General features: G+C 69.8%; 13 protein-coding genes. 4 read left to right on the top strand and 9 right to left on the bottom strand.

Features of this window, described 5'->3' with window-relative positions; translation table 11 throughout:
• Positions 1-15: 15 nt before the first annotated feature.
• Positions 16-1,761: an LCP family protein gene (locus tag ADL03_RS18125; RefSeq protein ID WP_197288431.1), complete on the bottom strand. Its 1,746-nt coding sequence runs from the start codon at positions 1,759-1,761 to the stop codon at positions 16-18.
• Between the two features lie 335 nt (positions 1,762-2,096).
• On the opposite strand from ADL03_RS18125, the gene ADL03_RS18120 reads away from it, so the two are divergent.
• A complete protein-coding gene (locus ADL03_RS18120) occupies positions 2,097-5,027 on the top strand; it encodes a glycine--tRNA ligase (RefSeq protein ID WP_053734655.1) in 2,931 nt (976 codons plus the stop codon).
• 32 nt (positions 5,028-5,059) lie between these two features.
• Here ADL03_RS18120 and ADL03_RS18115 read toward each other — a convergent pair whose 3' ends face one another.
• The 4 genes from ADL03_RS18115 to ADL03_RS18100 form a co-directional block, all read right to left on the bottom strand.
• Entirely contained in the window at positions 5,060-6,667 is a 1,608-nt protein-coding gene (locus ADL03_RS18115; RefSeq protein ID WP_197288429.1) for an ABC transporter substrate-binding protein, read from the bottom strand.
• Complete coding sequence (locus ADL03_RS18110) at positions 6,664-8,574, bottom strand: hypothetical protein (RefSeq protein ID WP_053734654.1); 1,911 nt, start codon at positions 8,572-8,574, stop codon at positions 6,664-6,666. The genes ADL03_RS18115 and ADL03_RS18110 overlap by 4 nt, the downstream gene beginning before the upstream one ends.
• Positions 8,575-8,791: 217 nt before the next feature.
• Complete coding sequence (locus ADL03_RS18105; protein WP_053734653.1) at positions 8,792-9,580, bottom strand: chitosanase; 789 nt, start codon at positions 9,578-9,580, stop codon at positions 8,792-8,794.
• A 202-nt stretch (positions 9,581-9,782) separates the two neighbouring features.
• Positions 9,783-11,513 carry a S8 family serine peptidase gene (locus ADL03_RS18100; protein WP_197288428.1) on the bottom strand — a complete coding sequence of 577 codons (1,731 nt, stop codon included), beginning with the start codon at positions 11,511-11,513 and terminating at the stop codon, positions 9,783-9,785.
• Between the two features lie 208 nt (positions 11,514-11,721).
• Here ADL03_RS18100 and ADL03_RS18095 point away from each other — a divergent pair, with 208 nt between their 5' ends.
• On the top strand, positions 11,722-12,825 hold the full coding sequence (locus ADL03_RS18095) for a sugar ABC transporter substrate-binding protein (protein ID WP_053734651.1): 1,104 nt from the start codon (positions 11,722-11,724) through the stop codon (positions 12,823-12,825).
• A gap of 19 nt (positions 12,826-12,844) precedes the next feature.
• On the opposite strand, the gene ADL03_RS18090 is transcribed toward ADL03_RS18095, so the two are convergent.
• Together ADL03_RS18090 and ADL03_RS18085 are read right to left on the bottom strand one after the other, a co-directional pair.
• A complete protein-coding gene (locus tag ADL03_RS18090) occupies positions 12,845-13,537 on the bottom strand; it encodes a hypothetical protein (protein WP_197288427.1) in 693 nt (230 codons plus the stop codon).
• A gap of 74 nt (positions 13,538-13,611) precedes the next feature.
• Positions 13,612-13,842, bottom strand: coding sequence for a hypothetical protein (locus tag ADL03_RS18085; RefSeq protein ID WP_157528872.1), 231 nt, complete (start codon positions 13,840-13,842; stop codon positions 13,612-13,614).
• A gap of 238 nt (positions 13,843-14,080) precedes the next feature.
• On the opposite strand from ADL03_RS18085, the gene ADL03_RS18080 reads away from it, so the two are divergent.
• On the top strand, positions 14,081-14,287 hold the full coding sequence (locus ADL03_RS18080) for a cold-shock protein (RefSeq protein WP_030468404.1): 207 nt from the start codon (positions 14,081-14,083) through the stop codon (positions 14,285-14,287).
• Between the two features lie 133 nt (positions 14,288-14,420).
• Here the strand turns inward: ADL03_RS18080 and ADL03_RS18075 are convergent, their stop codons facing one another.
• Positions 14,421-14,861 (bottom strand): ester cyclase, encoded by a 441-nt coding sequence (locus tag ADL03_RS18075; protein WP_053734649.1) that lies wholly within the window; start codon positions 14,859-14,861, stop codon positions 14,421-14,423.
• 68 nt (positions 14,862-14,929) lie between these two features.
• On the opposite strand from ADL03_RS18075, the gene ADL03_RS18070 reads away from it, so the two are divergent.
• The gene (locus ADL03_RS18070) at positions 14,930-15,562 is read left to right on the top strand and encodes a TetR/AcrR family transcriptional regulator C-terminal domain-containing protein (protein WP_082373239.1); all 633 of its coding nucleotides are present in this window, start codon (positions 14,930-14,932) and stop codon (positions 15,560-15,562) included.
• On the opposite strand, the gene ADL03_RS18065 is transcribed toward ADL03_RS18070, so the two are convergent.
• Positions 15,559-17,247, bottom strand: coding sequence for an acyl-CoA dehydrogenase family protein (locus tag ADL03_RS18065; RefSeq protein ID WP_082373238.1), 1,689 nt, complete (start codon positions 17,245-17,247; stop codon positions 15,559-15,561). The genes ADL03_RS18070 and ADL03_RS18065 overlap by 4 nt on opposite strands.
• Between the last annotated feature and the right edge of the window lie 45 nt (positions 17,248-17,292).

Raw genomic sequence — 17,292 nt, 5'->3', positions numbered from 1 at the left:
TCTCTACTCTGAGTATCAGTTCACGCAGCGCACGCCGTCCGCGGAGATGGGTGCGGGCTGCTGGGCCGGTTGCCGGCGGGCGCCGTCCAGGGCGAGCAGCGGGGTGCCGGTGAAGCCCTGCGAGCCGGGGCCGGAGTAGTCCGAGCCGAGGAAGACGCGGACGCGGCCGGTGGGGAGGTTGACGTCCTCCTCGGTCTCCAGGCCGCCGAGGGCCTGCTCGACGGCCTTGGCTGCGGCCTCGCCGCCCTTGGCGTAGCGGACGACGGAGGTGGCCAGCGAGTCGGAGTTGCCCGCCTGGCCCGCCACGAAGCCCTTCGCGGTCAGGGACTGCAGGACCTGGCCCGCGAGGCCGGGGACGCCGGAGGCGTTGCGGACGTCGACGGTCACCGAGGCGTTGTTGATGCCGGGGTCGGGGGCCTCGGAGGTCGTGGGGGCCTTGCCGAGGGCCTTCACGAACTTGCGGACCTCGTTCTCCTTCACCTCGACCGCGCTGCCGTCCTCCGGGGTCTGCAGGTCGGGGTTGCCGGTCGGGATGGTCTGGAACGTCATGTTCCCGCCGGTCATGTCCTTCATCTGCAGCGCGAACTTCGTGATGTCCCAGCCGTTGTCGAGGACGATCGCGCCGGACACGGCCTTGATCATGTCGTTGCGCTTGGTGCTGTCGGTGAGGACGCCCGCGGAGAGCATCTTCTTCGCCAGGCCCGCCATGAACACCTGCTGGCGGACGACGCGGTCCAGGTCGCCCATCGGCAGGCCGTGGCGCTGGCGGACGAACGCCAGCGCGTTCTTGCCCTCGATGGTCTGCGGGCCCGCCTTGAAGTTCGCGCCGGAAAAGCTGTCGCGGACCGGGCCGTTCAGGCACACGTCGATGCCGCCGATGGCCTTGGTGATCTCGTAGAAGCCGACCAGGTTGACCTCGGCGTAGTGGTCGATCTTCACGTCGGTCAGGTTCTGGATGGTCTCGATGAGGTTGTTCGCGCCGGTCTTGCGCGACTCCATCTCGACCTCGGCCGCGCTCTTGCCGCTGCCCTTCAGCTTCTCCGCGGCTTGACCCTTGGCGTAACCGTAGGCAGAGTTGATCTTGTGCCGGCCGAAGCCACCCGCGATCTTCACGTAGGAGTCGCGGGGGAACGACACGGCGTAGGCCTTGCCGCTGTCGTTCGGGATGTGCAGCAGGATGAGGGTGTCGGTGTTGAAACCGCCGTCGTCGCTGCCGCCCGCCTGCAGCTCGTTCAGGATGTTCTGCGGCAGCGGGTTGCCCTTGGAGTCGGTGCGGCTGTCCATGCCGACCAGCAGGATGTCGACCGCGCCGTCGGCGGGCTTCTCGCCCGCGTCGGCCAGGTTCAGGTCCTGCTTGGTGAGGCCGTCGGTCAGCGCGTTCAGGTTCTTCCAGGCGATGCCCGTGACCAGCAGGACGATCGCCGACAGCAGGCTCACGAAGACCTTGGCGCCGGTCGACGCGCCGCGCTGGGTGGCGCTGGGCCTGCGTGCGGGCGGACGCGGGCGCTGGGCGGGTCGCTGCGGCGGCTTGGCGGCCGCGGCGGGCTTCGCCGGGGTCGTGCGGACCGTGGGGCGGTCGGCCACCGCACGCGGGCGCGGACCGGACGACGTGGCGCGGCCCGGTTCGAGCCGCTGCGGCTCGGCGCGGCGCGCGGGCTCGCCGCGTCCGGCCGGCGTGCCGCGCCGCGGTGGTTCCGCGCGCGGGGACGGCTCGGTGCGGCGGGGTGGTTCCGGCCGCTTGGGCGGTTCCTGGCGCTTCACGGCGTCGGGCCGCTTCGGGGGCTCCGCCCGGTTCGGCTGCGGGCGCGGGTCCCTGCGGGGCGGTTCGGAGCCGCGTGGCGAGTCCTGGGGGCGGCGGGGCTGCCCCGCGGGCGGGCGCGGGGTGGCGCTGGGTCGCCGAGGAGACCTGTTCGGCTCTCCTGGCCGCGGCGGCCGGTTGTCCACACCCACTCCTCTCGGCACATGCGGGTACCCCAAGTAGACGTGGTGACTCCCCACCTGGTTGTGCGTAGCGTGACACAGTGGCGAACGCCACCCGATGCAGGCCCCGTGACCAGGGGTTTTGTCCGCTTCGTAGACTTGCGGCCGTGTTGACGATGCAGGACGCGCTGCTCGCGCTGACCAAGTACTGGACCGATCGGGGCTGCCTCGTCGTGCAGCCCTTCAACACCGAGGTCGGAGCCGGGACGCTGAACCCGGCGACCGTGCTGCGGGTGCTCGGTCCCGAGCCGTGGCGCGTCGCGTACGTGGAGCCCTCCGTGCGCCCCGACGACGCCCGTTACGGCGAGAACCCCAACCGGCTGCAGACCCACACGCAGTTCCAGGTGATCCTCAAGCCCGACCCCGGCGACCCGCAGGAGCTCTACCTGGGCTCGCTGGAGGCGCTGGGCATCGACGTGCGGGCCCACGACGTGCGGTTCGTCGAGGACAACTGGGCCTCGCCCGCGCTCGGTGCCTGGGGCCTGGGCTGGGAGGTCTGGCTCGACGGCCTGGAGATCACCCAGTTCACCTACTTCCAGCAGGCCGGCGGCATGACGCTCGACCCGGTGTCGGTGGAGATCACCTACGGCATCGAGCGGATCATGATGGCGCTGCAGGGCGTCGACCACTTCAAGAAGATCGCCTACGCGCCCGGCATCTCCTACGGCGAGGCGTTCGGCCAGTCCGAGTACGAGATGTCGCGGTACTACCTCGACGACGCGGACGTGGAGGCGAACAAGCGCCTCTTCGAGGAGTTCGCCGCCGAGGCCCGCCGGATGCTCGACGCCCGGCTGCCCGTGCCCGCGCACAGCTTCGTGCTGAAGTGCTCGCACATCTTCAACGTGCTCGACGCGCGCGGCTCGATCTCCACGACCGAGCGCGCGCGTGCGTTCGGCCGGATGCGGGGCCTGGCCCGCGAGGTCGCCGGCCTGTGGGCGGAGCGCCGGGCCGAGCTCGGGCACCCGCTCGGCGTGGCCGAGGCACCCGCCGCCGTCGCCAAGCCGTCGTCCTTCGCGGACGTGACCGCGCCGGCGACGCTGCTGTTCGAGATCGGCACGGAGGAGCTGCCGCCGGCCGAGGTGCTGCGGACCGTGGACGCGGTGCGCGCGGCGGTGACGGCGAAGCTCGGTGCGACGCGGCTGACGCACGGCGAGGTGACCGTGCACGGCACGCCGCGCCGGATCGTCGTGCTGGTGCCCGAGGTGTCGCCGCGGGAGCCGGACGCCGAGCGCACGGTGCGCGGCCCGCGGGTCTCCGCCGCGTTCGACGCCGAGGGCAACCCGACGAAGGCCGTGCAGGGCTTCGCGCGCGGCCAGGGCGCCGAGGTCTCCGCGCTGGGCCGGGTCGAGGAGAACGGCGTCGAGTTCGTGGCGCTGACCAGGACCGATGCGGGCCGCGGTGCCGTCGAGGTGCTCAGCGGGCTGCTCGGCGAGGTCGTGTCCGACCTGCGCGCCGAGAAGAACATGAAGTGGAACGACCCGAAGCTGTCGTTCACCCGGCCGATCCGCTGGCTGCTCGCCCTGCTCGGCTCCACGCCGGTGCCCGTCGCGGTGTCGGCGCTGGCCTCCGGCACGGTCACGCGCGTGCACCGCACGGCGGACGCGCCGGTCGTGGAGGTGTCCACCGCGGACGGTTACCCGGAGTTCCTGTCGTCGCACGGCATCCAGGTCGACGCGGCGGCGCGCTCGGCCGCGATCGTGGCGGCGGCGCAGGAGCTCGCGGCCTCGGTCGGCGGCGTCGTCGAGGTCGACGGCCTGCTGGACGAGGTGACGAACCTGGTCGAGTGGCCGACGCCGATCCTCGGCTCGTTCGAACAGCGGTACCTGGAGCTGCCCGGCCAGATCCTCACCACCGTGATGCGCAAGCACCAGCGCTACCTCCCGGTCCGCTCCGCCGACGGCGCGCTGCTGCCGCACTTCGTGGCCGTGGCGAACGGGTCCGTCGACGCGGACCTGGTCCGCGCGGGCAATGAGGCCGTGCTGCGCGCGCGGTACGAGGACGCGGCGTTCTTCTGGCGTGCGGACCTCAAGACGCCGCTGGAGGAGATGAAGGCGGGCCTGGCGAAGCTGACGTTCGCGGACAAGCTCGGTTCGATGGCGGACCGCGCGGGCCGCATCGCGGCGCTGGCCGGCCGGTTCGCGTCGGTGGTCGAGGTCGACCGCGAGACGCTGGAGCGCGCGGGGCAGCTCGCGAAGTTCGACCTCGGCTCGCAGATGGTGATCGAGCTGTCGTCGCTGGCCGGTGTGATGGCCAAGGAGTACGCGGCACGGGCGGGGGAGACCCCGGAGGTCGCGCAGGCGTTGTGGGAGATGGAGCTCCCGCGCTCGGCCGGTGACGCGCTGCCGTCGTCGGTGCCCGGCGCGCTGCTCTCGCTGGCGGACCGGTTCGACCTGCTGGCGGGTCTGTTCGGCATCGGTGCGCAGCCGACCGGTTCGTCCGACCCGTTCGGCCTGCGCCGCGCGGCCCTCGGTGCCGTCACGGTGCTGCGCGCGTTCCCGGACCTGCGGGCGATCACCCTGCCGGTCGCGCTTTCCCTTGCGGCCGAAGGCCTCGACGTGTCGGCGGAGGCGCTGGAGACGGCACGGGAGTTCGCCGTCCGCCGCTACGAGCAGGCGTTGCTCGACGCCGGTCACGAGCACCGGTTCGTGCAGGCGGTGCTGCCGCTGGCCGACTCGCCGGTGCTGGCCGACGAGACGCTCGCGCAGCTGGAGTCGCTGGCGGGCAACGAGTCGTTCGACGCGCTGACGGCCGCGCTGCAGCGGGTGCGCCGGATCGTGCCGCCCGCCGTGGCGCCCTCCTACGACGCCTCGGTGCTCTCCGAGCCGGCGGAGGTGGCGCTGCACGAGGCGTTCGCCGCCGTCCCGCGGGACGTCACCGGCCTGGCGGCGTTCGTCACCGCCGCCGAAGGGCTGACCGGGCCGGTCAACACGTTCTTCGACGAGGTGCTCGTGATGGCCGAGGACGAGCACGTGAAGGCGGCCCGGCTCGGGCTGCTGGCGTCCATCCGCGACTTCGCGGCGCCGGTGCTCGACTGGACCCAGCTGTAGGAGCCCAGCTGTAGGAGTTCAGCCGTAGGGGTTCAGCAGGGCGGGGCGGGTGCGCCGGGTTGCAGCGTCACGCTGCGGACCCGGGCGGCCGCCCCGTTCTGCTTCTGCGGCAACGGGCACACCCGCACGACCGGCGGCGGCGCGCCGACCCGGTTGCCGTCGTTGTCGAACATGATCGGCCCGCCCGCGCCCAGCACCGCGGTCTCCGGTGAGGAGACGAAGCTGATCTGGGTGTTCACCTGGCTGCGCTGCACGGGTTTGGTGACCGGCAGCTTGTTCACGGCCTCCTCGATCACGGACATGGCGTCGTAGCCGTTGACCGCCCAGCCCGCGTCGGTGTGCGCCACGTCGAACCCGATCCCGGTGAACCGGCGCTCGAAGTCGGCGAACCCGGTGTCGCCGGGCCCCGGCTTGTCCGCCCCACCGACCAGGGTCGCCACCAGGCGCAGCTTGCCGGAGGTGAAGGCGGGCGAGGACAGCGCCCGCACGCGCAGGTCCTCCAGCCGCGGGTCGAGCTCGGCGGCCCGCACGCGCTGCCCGTCCGACGTGCTCACCACCGTGATCGAGCTCGCCGAGCAGTGGCCCTGGGCGAACTCCTGGTCGAGGCTGTGCAGGAACAGCGCCAGGTCACGGCCGCGGGCGATGTAGCCGACCGTCACGTCCTTGGACACGTTGCAGACCCGGCGCGCGGTCTGGGACACCGTGCTCGCCTCGTCCGGGTCGAACTTGACCTCGGTGATGTCGCCGCCGAACTGCTTGTGCATCAACGGCAACGCGGTGCACGTGTACGGGTCGGTGCCACCGGTCGGCACCATGATGAAGTCCAGCCGGGTGCCCGGCAGCGCCGCGCCGAGCGACCGGATCTGCTCGGAGCCGCGGAAGGCCACCCGGTAGTAGTGGTCGCGGCCCACGCCGTTCTGGTAGGTCGTGTCGGGCTCGCAGCCGCTGTAGTCCGTCTCCCGCGCGGTGGAGCCGCTCTGGTCGAACCCCTCCGCCGTGACCAGGTCCGACACCATCGGGATCTTCTGCGCCGCCAGCAGGTCGGCGATCTCGGCGGAACGCTGGTGGCTCAGCCCGATGCCGGCCACGGCGACGACCTCGGGGTGGCCGGCGAGCCTGCGCGCGACCTCCACGGCCTCCTGCTGCGGCCCGTACGCGCCGATGTTGCCCACCAGCAGCCGCATCGGGTGCAGGCAGCCGGTGCCGTTCGCGCGGGCCTGCCCGGCCGCCATGCCCTCCAGCTCGTGCACGGCTCGCGCGCCGGCGTACTGGTCGGTCATCGTGAGCAGCACGCCCACGGTCACCGGGGTGCCGTTCGGGTCGCACACGTCGGTCGCCGCGGCGTTCTGCTGCTCGATCACCTTCAGCACGGTGGTGAACGCGTCCAGCTCGAACGCGTACGGCCCGGAGCTCAGCCCGACGCACTCGCCACCGGCCGACCACACGTCCCCGCTGGGCAGCCAGCCGTCCTTGCAGGACAACCGCTTCCACAGCCACGGGCCACCGACGACCAGCCCGGCCACGAGCGCGACGACCGCCAGCACGGCGACCGGGCGCACCCAGTCGGTCCACCTCGCGGGGTGGCGGATCGCCCGCGATCGGGGCCAGATCCCGAGGTAGAAGCGTTCGGTGAGCTTCACCGGTGGTTCCTCCCGAACCGTTCGTAGCGCTGTGCCCGCCTGAGCAGCGACGCCGGGTCCTGCGCGCGGTTGGAGAGCTGCCGCAGGGCCTGCTCCACGTGGACGGCGTAGTCCTGCAGCACGTCCGGGTCCGTGACGCACGGGTCGTGGTCGAACGCGGGCACGACGCCGAGCAGCCGGTGCACGTGCGCCAGGTCGCTGCCGCGTGCGGCGGTGCCGATCGAGTCCGGCGCGGTCTCCCGCGGGTTCACCTCGGCGGTGACCAGGTCGAACAGGTCGAGCCAGTCCTTGGTCGCCAGGTCCGACAGCGACTCCAGCAGCTCCGCCGCCACCGCGGCGCGGTCGCCCAGCAGCAACGTGTGCCGCAGCCGGGGACCCTCGTCACCGGCGTGGTCGCGCAGCCGGCCGACCACCCTGTCCCACGACGCCTCGTCGGCGTCGGAGCGCGCGGCCAGCAGCCGCAGGCCGAGGTAGCGCACGAGCGGTGGCAGCCGCTGCTCGCCGGACTCGCCCGGCGTCCACAGCGTCGGCGACGAGTACAGCGGCGAGTCCAGCCCGACCGGGTCCGGCAGCAGCGGAGCGAGCGTCTGCGCCTCCAGCTTCGTGAGCGCCGCGGACAGCGTGACGAGGGCGTGCACGTGGTGCTTGTTCGCCTTGCCCCCGGCGGAGAACTCGCGCACGAACGGTTCGAGCAGGCTCGTTTCCGTGCCGCGCAACAGCTTGCCGGGGTCGCGCGTGCGGCTCGGTTCGTCGTGCAGCTTGCGCAGCAACGTGTCCACGGACTTCGGGTGGCCCCGGCTCAGCCGGTGCACGACCTTGCCCACGGTGCTCGCGGCGAGGTCGTTCGGCCAGAGGTGGCTCTTCGCGAGCTGCACGACGTCCTTGCTCGTCAGGTCCTCGGACCGGACCCGCAGCCACACCCGCGCGGTCGTGGCGAGCCGGTCGTCCACATCGGACTCGCTGAGCACCAGGGGTTCCGGCAGCTCGTCCTCGGCCAGCTCCTCGGCCAGCAGCCCGCCGCTCGTGGTCACGACGAGCAACGGGTCGGGCAGCGCGGGATGACCACCGCGTGCGGTGTCGGCGATCGCCCTGCGCACCCGCAGCAGCGCGCGCAGGAACGTCGTGGCGACCGCGATGTCGCCGTCGTCGAGCAGCATCAGCACGTTGTGGCGGCGGGTGGTGACCGGCGCGAGGCTGTGCCGCAGATCGGCCAGCAGTGCCGCCACGAGCAGGTCGTCGACGTCGCGGCGCACGTCGGGGTCCTTGCTGCGGGCCTGGGCGCTCAGCCGCAGCCGGGCCTGGTCGGCGTTGAGGGCGAGCCGCTGGTCCTGGTGCCCGAACCACTCCAGCGCCGCCCTGCTCCAGCGGAAGTTGGACGCCCGGCGCGAGCTCTCCAGCATGCCGCCGAGGTAGTCGGCGATCCGGTTCACCACCGGCGACGGGTCCACCGGCAGCTGGATCAGCGATCCGGCCGTGGCGGCGAGGTCGCGCACCAGGTCGCGCAGGTTGCGGTCGCGGTAGTTGTTCGTCTGCCGGTTGAGCTCGTCGAGCGCGGCGTCCTGGTCGAGGGTCCCCGTGTCGACGCGCATGGCGATCTGCGCGAGCAGCACCCGTTCGAACGACAGCGGATAACCTGGCACCTCGGTGCTCAGCCCCAGCAGCACGGCCGCGAGCACCGGCCGCACCGCGCTGTCCCACGCGGACTCCTCGTCGTCGGCGCTCAGCTCACGCGGCCGCACCAGCACGGCGGGCGTCCGGTCCTGCCACTCCAGCAACGCCTGGTGCAGCAGCGCGGTCTTGCCGGAACCCCCGCAGCCCTCGACGACGAGCACTGGCGTCGCACCCGCGCCCACGGCCCCGACCAGGCCCTGGACCAGACCACGCAACCGGGTGCGCCCTTCGAACACCGTTGGCCTCCTCCGAGGTGCGGGGATCGAAGAACCTTATGCACGCACGCGGTTCCTACGGGCACGAACAACGCAATCTGCCTGCGGTTTCGCCGTGTTGGCCGAACCGATCACCCGTTCGGCCGCACGGCGCAATGCGCTGCGTCGGAGCGCACCACCCGTTGGCACGGCGAAGGGCGCCCCGATCGGGACGCCCTTCGCCGGTGCGGTCACGAGATCAGCTGATCTCGAAGCTGTCGCCGTAGACCTTCCACTTGAGCGGCGTCTTCAGGTCGAAGTTGCCGGCCTTGAGCCACACGCGCTGCGCGGTCTCGATGCGGGAGACGTCCTCGTGCGCCGCCTCCTGCTTCATCGCCCACACGCGGGCGTCCATGAACGCGTTGAGCCACGTGGTCTCGTTGCCGCCCTGCGACGGCGGCTTCGCCTTGCCGAGAGCCCGCTTGCGGATGTTGCTGAAGCTCGTCTTGTCGCCACCGTCACCGTGCACGACGATCGCGTCGTAGTAGGCGAACTGGCCCAGGGCGCGCACGCCGTCGGCCTTGCCCTGCGCCACGGCCGGGTTGAAGTACACCCGGTCGCGTTCGGACTCCTGCGCCGCCTTGAACACGGAGTCCTTGGCCGCGGTCTTCCAGTCCTTGGTGAAGTTGGGGTCCAGACCCGAGTGCGAGTCGGTGCCGTTCACCTTGCGCAGTGCGGGGAGGTACTTCTCCAGCACGTTGCCCGGCTTCCTGGACTTGTACAGCTCGACCAGGTCGAGCATGTCACCGGTGCCGCTGCAGAACCCGATGATGCCCGCGGTGTAGCCGCGGCCGTCGTCGATGTCCTCGATGTAGCTGAACTGCGCCCTCCAGTTCGTGGAGGAGTTCTCCGCGCTGGACACGATCTGCATCGCGATGTCCTTGAGGCGCGGTTCGTCCAGGTTGGCCGCCGAAGCGGTACCGACCGTCGTGGTGAGGAGCGCGGCGCACGTCAGCAGTGCGGCCGCGATGCGACCAGTGAGTTTCACGGATTTCCCTCCGGGGCAGGGATGTTGGGGTCCCGGGCGGCGTGAGGACCACGGTAAGCGGTCCAGACCTTTATTGGCAAGAGTCTTTACTAATTCGCGAAACGGACAATTGCCGTGACCGGCCCAATCCGGTGGAAACGCTTGCCCCGCAACGGCAAGGGCTCCCGGCCGAAGCCGGGAGCCCCTGTGGTGCAACGGGAGATCAGATGAACTGACCGCCGCGGGTCACCGCACCATAGGCGTCGACGATGCCGTGGCCGTAGAAGCCGTTGAACTTCGCGTCACCCTCGCAGGTGGCGTCGAACTCGGCGGTACGACCCACGTTGACGTACGACACCGTGCGCGGGTTCGGGCACGCGCGCTGGATCGCGGTCTTGTAGAGCACCTTCTCGACCTTGTCGGGGTCGAGGGTCAGGCCGCCGTTCTTCTTGTCCTTCTTGCCGTACTGGCTCACGACCAGGGCGGCGACACCGGCGGCGTGCGGGGCGGCCATCGAGGTGCCCTGCAGGTACTGGTAGTAGCCGACCTTGTCACCGTCGACGGCCTTCTTGACCCCGGCGGCGAGACCCTTCTCGGTGATGTTCCCGGCGGCGTCGATGTTGCCCTCGGCGAGGGCGACGTTGCGCGGGTACGTCGAGAGGATCATGTTCTCGTTCGTGCGGTACCACGGCGTGCCGAAGTAGTCGCGGAAGTAGCCACCGGGGGCCGAGAGCGCCGTCTGCTCCAAGCCGTAGTTGGAGTAGTCGGCCTTGGCGGTCGACGGGCCGAGCGCCGAGATCGAGATGACGTGGTGGCCCTCGGTCGGCAGGTTGAGGCAGGTGGCGTTGTCGACCGGACGCGGCCGGTTGTGGCCGGGCGGGTAGTTCGGGCTCGCCGTGTCGGTCCGCGGCTTGCCGAGGTCCTCGTGGTTGTTGCCGCCCGCGCCGATCAGCGTGACGCCCTTGCGGTGCGCGTAGTCCAGCGCCCGCTGCACGGTCGAGATGATCGTGCGCTGCTCCAGCTGCTCCTCCGCCGTGGCGGTGGGGTCGTTGGCGCAGTTCATGTACCAGGGGTCGACGTAGAACGACATGTTGATCACGTCGAGGCCGACGTCGGCGCCGTAGGTGAGCGCGTCGACGACCGGCTGCAGGAAGAACGAGCCGGAGTCCTGGCCACCGCGGATGTTGACCAGCGACACGCCCGGTGCCACACCGGAGATGCCGAAGCCGTTGGCGGCGGCGCCGATCGTGCCGGCGACGTGCGTGCCGTGGCCGCCGTCGTCCCAGTTGGCCGGGTCGACGCAGCCGCGGAACTCACACGGTCCGTCGAACTCGCCACCGTCGGCGTCGTTCGGGATGTCGACGGTGAAGTTGCGCGACAGCTCGTTGTTGAAGTTCGGTGCGATGTCCGGGTGGGAACCGTCCACACCGGTGTCGAGGATGCCGACGTAGACCCGCTTGTCACCGGCCTGCTTCGCCCGCGCGATGTTCGAGCGGACGAGGTTCAGGCCCCACAGGTCGCCGTCGAGCGGGTCCATGCCCGCGGTCGACTTGGCCGCGGCGGGTGCCTTGTTCGCCGCGGTGGTGGTGTTCTCCTTCTCCACGTTGTCGCGCTTGACCTTGTCGGCCTTGTTCTGCGCGGGTGCGTGCCCGATGGGCTTGGCCCGCGCGGCGCCGACGATCTCCTTCGACCGCGAGACCTCCTCCACGAAGCCGTTCGCGGGTGCCTTCACGGTCAGCAGGCCGATGGCCCGGTTGTCCCGCACGACCTCGCCGCCCGCCGCGTGCACGGCGTCGATGGCGAAGTCGCGGTTGCCAGGGTCCTGCAGCAGGACGGTGTACTCCGTGTCCTGCTGCTGCCCGGCCGTGGCCGGCGCTGCCCCCGCCGCCGATGTGCCCGCGGCGATCAGCGACACCGTTGCCGCCACCGCCATCACGGTTCTGCGCGTTCTCACCTAGCTGTCTCCTCACACCCGGTCAGGGCTGGATCCAACACAGAAGGTACGGCCCCCGATTGCCGCCCAGGTCCCGTACCTTAGGTGGCAAATAGGACGAACATCAGACCCTTTCGTACGGAATCGAACTGTAGTCATTCGGAAGCGGAGCGTGATGGGTGCGAAGAAATCTTGACTTAACAACATTGAAGCGCTGAACTCCGCGTTTATGCGAAGACGGGTAATGGCGGCGTCGGCGTGCGCGCTGCTTCTTCTCACCGGTTGTGGTGAGGCAGGTCAGGGTGGTCCTTCACTGCCCGCGCGCGGACCCAAACCCGTTGTCGGTGTAATCCTTCCGGACCGAACGACGTCAACGCGCTGGGAAGAACAAGATCGGCCATTGTTGACGCAGGCGTTCAACTACGCCGACATCGATCCGTTCATCGAGAACGCCGAGGGCGACGAGGCGAAGTTCGCGCAGATCGCCGACGAGATGATCCGGCGCAAGGTGAAGGTCCTGGTGATCACGCCGTTGTCCGCGGCCAGTGGTCTCGCCGTGCAGAAGAAGGCGAAAGAGGCCGGCATCCCGGTCATCGACTACGACCGCGTGACGCTCGGTGGCCAGGCGGAGTACCACGTCGGTTTCGACAGCGTGAACGTCGGCCAGCTCCAGGCGGACGGCCTGCTCGGCTGCCTGGGCGACAAGCCGGGCGCGCAGATCATCGAGATCGAGGGCGCGCCCACCGACCACAACGCGACGCTGTTCGCGCAAGGCCAGAAGACGCGGCTGTCGGCCAAGTACGACAGCGGCGCGCTGAAGCTCGTGAAGTCGCAACCGGTCGCCGACTGGGACAACGTCCTCGGTGGACAGCTGTTCGAGGAGATCCTCAACGGCAACGGCGGCAAGGTCGACGGCGTGGTCGCGGCCAACGACGGCCTGGCCGGCGCGGTCATCCAGGTGCTCAAGAAGAGGAACCTGGCCGGCAGGGTGCCGGTGACCGGGCAGGACGCCACTGTGGAGGGTCTGCGGGCCGTGCTGCGCGGCGACCAGTGCGTGACCGTCTACAAGCCGGTGCGGGACGAGGCGGAGGCGGCGGCCCGGCTGGCCATCGCGGTCGCCCGCGGTGACCTGGACGGCGCCGATGACCTCGCGACGGGCAATCTGCGCGACCCCGTCTCCCGGCGGGACGTGAAGTCCGTGCTGCTGGGTGCCACGCTGATCAAGCGCGCCACGGTCCGCGCGCTGGTGACCGAGGGCGTGGTCAAGTCGCAGGAGCTGTGCGCGGGCGACCTGCAGGCCGTCTGCCAGCAGCAGGACATCCTGGGCAGCTGAGCGCCGGGCCCGCCGCGACCTAGTCGGGGAGGTCGTGGCGGCCCGAGATGAACTCCTGCACGGCGATCTTGGCCCGGATGATCGGCTGCCGGATCCGCGCCTCGCGCCGGTACGCGCGGGCGAGCTTGCGCGAGCCCTCCCGGTAGCGCCAGCGCGCCCACGGCGACCCCGGCCTGGCCAGCCGGAACGCGCCGACCGCCGGCACGATCGGCACCAGCAGGCCGAGCAGCCCGGTCCAGATCTTGCCCTTGAGCAGCGCCGCGATCGCGAAGCACAGGTTGATCCCGATCGCGATCAGCCGCAGCGTGAACGTGCTGGCGGGCGTCGTCTCCGGGTTGAGCTGCAGCACCTCGTCGTAGCCGAGCGGCCGCGCGCCGAGCAGGAACAGGCCGGTCAGGCCCACCGCGAGGAACACCGCGTCCACCGACAGCCGGCCCGACTTGGTCCAGTACACGTCGCGCAGGTGCAGGATCAGCGCGAACTCGTCGAGCACGAGCGCGGCCCCGACCCCGAGGCCCGCGGCGGCGGCCAGCCGCGCGCCGTGCAGGTCGTCCGGGATCACCAGGCTGCTCACGCTGGACAGGAGCAGCAGCACCGTGCCGAACACGACGTGGTGCACGTGCGTGTCCCCGTGCACGACGTTGCGCGGCCACCAGCGCACCTTCGCCCTGATCATCCGCACGCTGATGCGGATGAACACGAAAGTGGTCACCAATCCGACGAAGAAGAAGAGCAGTCGTTCGCTGCCGGTCAAGCACGGCCCCCTGGGTCCAACGACCCTCCAGGTTACCGTCTCCGGTGCGGCTTGCCGCCGAGGTGGATGTCGCCGCTGATGTGGCCCGCCTGGACCGCGTTGCCGCTCACGTTGCCGGTGATCATGTTGACCACTCCGCCGCCGTTGTTCGCGGCGTTCTGCGATGGCGTGCTGCCCAGCTGCGCGCGTAGCAGCGCGTAAAGGCCCGCACGCGCGCGCGGGGCCAGCGTCACGGTGATCGACATCGTCACCAGCTCGGGCACGGCCACCTCCACGTGCTCATTCGGGACCTCACGGTAGCAGCGCGAACGACGGCTCGACTGGGAGCGGGAGCTCATGGTTCACTGTTCATGGTCGTACGTTGCGTGTTCGTGCTTTACCACGATCACGGAACGAGGTTGTGAACGTGTCGATTCTCCAGGCTGCGGAGATGAAGCAGTTCCAAGCTTGACCCGGTGGTCGCGAGCGCGATCCGGCACCTGTTAGAGGAGAAGTAGCAAGATGGCAGTACAGGGCACCGTCAAGTGGTTCAACGCGGAGAAGGGCTTCGGCTTCATCTCCCCTGACAACGGTGGCGCCGACGTGTTCGTCCACTACTCCGAGATCCAGATGAACGGCTACAAGGCTCTCGAGGAGAACCAGCGGGTCGAGTTCGAGATCGGTCAGGGCCAGAAGGGCCCGCAGGCCCAGGGCGTTCGCGCCGTCTGAGTCTGATCGGTCAGCACATCTGATCTGACACGAGCCGCTTGTCCGGAATCGGACAAGCGGCTTTGTCGTCTCTTGTTCCCGGTTGTTTGTCGTCAGTGGCGTCGCCGGGCAATGGGAGGTGGCGTCGTCCCGGCTAGTACTCCTGGGGAGCCTCGATCAGGCCGAGCTGGTGCAGCACGGTCGCGGAGTCGCCGTAGACCCGCTCGCAGACGAGAACGTCCTTGTCGAACAGGAAGAAACCGGACATGCGGACCTTGAAGGTCTTGCCGGTCACGGGTTCGCCGGTCAGGCTGCCCAGGTGCGTGCCCTGCAGCTCGAACTCGACGATCACCGCGTCGTCGGCGTGGTAGACCTCGATGACCTTGTTCTTCTGGTCGGGGAACGCCGCCCGCGTCCGCTTCCAGTAGTCCCGCACCGCGTCGACGCCGTCGAGGACCTGACCGGTGGCCATGATCTCGAAGCGGGGGTGGTTGAAGGTGGTCAGTCCCGCGTCGAAGTCGTACTCGTTCTGCGACTCGATGAGCTCCAGGACGATCGCCTCGCGCAGCGCTCTGAGCGCCTTGGACTCGGTCATACCGGCCGACCCTCCTACGTACGCCGTACGTCGCACGGAAGCTACTCCAGGTCATATGGTCTTCGCCAGTGTCCCCACCACGTGAACCGCTGACCCGCGCCCGCATCGTGGATGCGGCGGTGCGGCTGATCGAGCGCGAGGGCGTGGAGGCCGTCTCGATGCGGCGCCTCGCGGCCGAGCTGGGCGCGGGCACGATGTCGCTGTACAACCACGTGCCGAACAAGGCCGTCCTGGTCGACCTCGCCGCCGAGCGGATCATGGCCGATGCCAAGCCTTACCACGTTGACAGCGACGACTGGCGCGACCACTTCCGGGCGCACGCGCGTGCGGTGCGCGAGCTCGCACGGCAGCACCCGCGGGCGTTCGTGATGCTCGCGACGCGGCGGCTGAGCAGCGAGGCCGGGTTCCGGACCATCGAGGCCGCGCTGATGAACTTCGCGCGCGCCGGCTTCCGCGGCAAGATCGCCGTCGGGATGATGCGGACGATGGTGTCGTACCTGCTGGGCACGGTGATGAGGGAGGTCGCGACCTCGCCGGAGCTCGGCGGGATCGCGCTCTCACCCTACGAGGGCGTCGACGCCGCGGCCTTCCCGCTGTCCGCCGAGGTGATCGACGAGCTGGGCACCTACGACCACGACCACGAGTTCGAGTTCGGCCTCGAACTCATGATCGCGGCGCTGGAGCGTTACCAGGAGGGCTAGGGGCGCATCTCGTAGCGGCCGGAGAGCGCGACCACCTGCTGCCAGACGGCGTCGAAGCGGGCCTGGTCGACGTGCGGCTTGCGGATCTGCCGCACCGCCCACTGCTGCTGGGCCTCGGTGCTGCTCGGCTTGCCGTGCAACGCGGTCGCGTAGCCGGCGAAGTCGCGGACCAGCACGTCGAAGATCTGGTCGACGACGTTCCGGTCGGTGCCGGTGATCTTGGCCTGCTCCAGGACCAGCTGCCCGTAGACCACCAGTGTGAACAGGTGGCCGAGGTTGAGCAGGAAGTCGAGGTCCTTCTGCTGCTCGGCGTCCGGTGCCGCGGTGGTGAGCAGGGTCTTGATGGCGCTCGCCTGCTCGTGGAACAACGCGACGTTGGGCAGGTCGGCGTGCTCGGTGTAGATCGGCTCCCAGTCGTGGAACTGGATCTTGCCGAGCCCGCGGGCCGGGCCCTGGTGCCAGAAGAAGTCGTCGTCGCTCGCGTCGTGGCGGGTCGGGACCTCGGCGTAGGCCTTGGGGTTGAACAGGTAGTTCGGCATGAACTTCAGCACCAGCGCCAGGTTCACGTGCACGGTGCCCTCCAGCTTGGGCAGCGCGCGGATGTCGGCCGTGGCGCGGGTGAAGTAGGTGTCCTTCTCGAAGCCCTTGGCCGCGATGACGTCCCAGAGCAGGTCGATGACGTTCTCGCCCTCGCTCGTGACCTTCATCTTGGTGATGGGGTTGAAGAGCAGGTAGCGGCGGTCGTCCTCGTTCGCCGACCGGAAGTAGTCGACGCTGCGGTCGGCGAAGAGCTTCATCGCGGCGAGGCGGGCATAGGCGTCGACGAAGTTCTGCCGCACGTGCGGGAAGTCCGTGACCGGGTTGCCGTAGAGGATCCGGTTGTGGGCGTGGGTGATCGCCTCGTAGAAGGAGTGCTCGCAGATGCCGATGCTGGCCGTGCACAGGTTGAACTTGCCGACGTTGACGGTGTTCAGCGCGGCGGAGAACGCGTCGGGGCCGCGGTGCAGGACGTCGGCGTCGGTGAGCGGGTAGTCCTCCAGGCGGAACTCGCTCACGAACATCTGGTTGTCGACGACGTTCTTGACCAGCTTGAAGTTCTCGTGCTGGCTGTCGACGGCGAAGAAGACGTACTCGTCGGAGCCGGCGAGCTTGCCGAAGACGCTGACCATGCCGGCGACGTTGCCGTTGCCGATGTAGTACTTGCCGCCGTTGGCCTTGTAACCGTCGCCGGTCGGCGTGACGATCATGTCGGTGCTGTAGACGTCGGCGCCGTGCTCCTTCTCGGAGAGGCCGAACGCGAACACCGCGCCGCTGTCGAGGAGCGCCGCCGCCTTCTGCTTGGCTTCCTCGTTGCCACTCATCCAGATCGGGCCGAGCCCCAACACCGTGACCTGCCAGGCGTACCAGTACTGCAGGCCGTAGAAGCCGAGCACCTCGCTGAACGCGGCGTTGCGCGCGGCGTCCCAGCGCTTGGTGCCGTCGACGCTCGCGGGCGTGCAGAAGGTGGCGAAGAGCTTCTCCTGCTTCACGAAGTCGAGGAACTCCGAGTACCAGACCTTGTCCTGCGCGTCCGCGATCAGCCGGCGCTTGCCGCGGGACTCGAACCAGTCGACCGTGGCCTTGAGCAGGCGGCGGGTCTCGTCGTCGAGGTGCGCGGGGTCGTAGTGGTTCGGGTCGAGCAGCACGGGGGAGCCTCCTTCACGTCTGCCCAGGACGCTACCAGTGAGTAA

The organism is Nocardia sp. NRRL S-836 (genome assembly GCF_001279525.1).
GTDB lineage: Bacteria > Actinomycetota > Actinomycetes > Mycobacteriales > Pseudonocardiaceae > Lentzea.
The sequence above is the reverse complement of the archived record's forward strand: the minus strand, read 5'-3'. Positions and strand labels throughout refer to the sequence as shown.

Coding starts and splice junctions, on each gene's coding strand:
- ADL03_RS18080 (WP_030468404.1), top strand. CDS start 14,081: ATGGCAGTACAGGGCACCGTCAAGTGGTTCAACGCGGAGAAGGGCTTC.
- ADL03_RS18095 (WP_053734651.1), top strand. CDS start 11,722: ATGCGAAGACGGGTAATGGCGGCGTCGGCGTGCGCGCTGCTTCTTCTC.
- ADL03_RS18120 (WP_053734655.1), top strand. CDS start 2,097: ATGCAGGACGCGCTGCTCGCGCTGACCAAGTACTGGACCGATCGGGGC.
- ADL03_RS18075 (WP_053734649.1), bottom strand. CDS start 14,861: ATGACCGAGTCCAAGGCGCTCAGAGCGCTGCGCGAGGCGATCGTCCTG.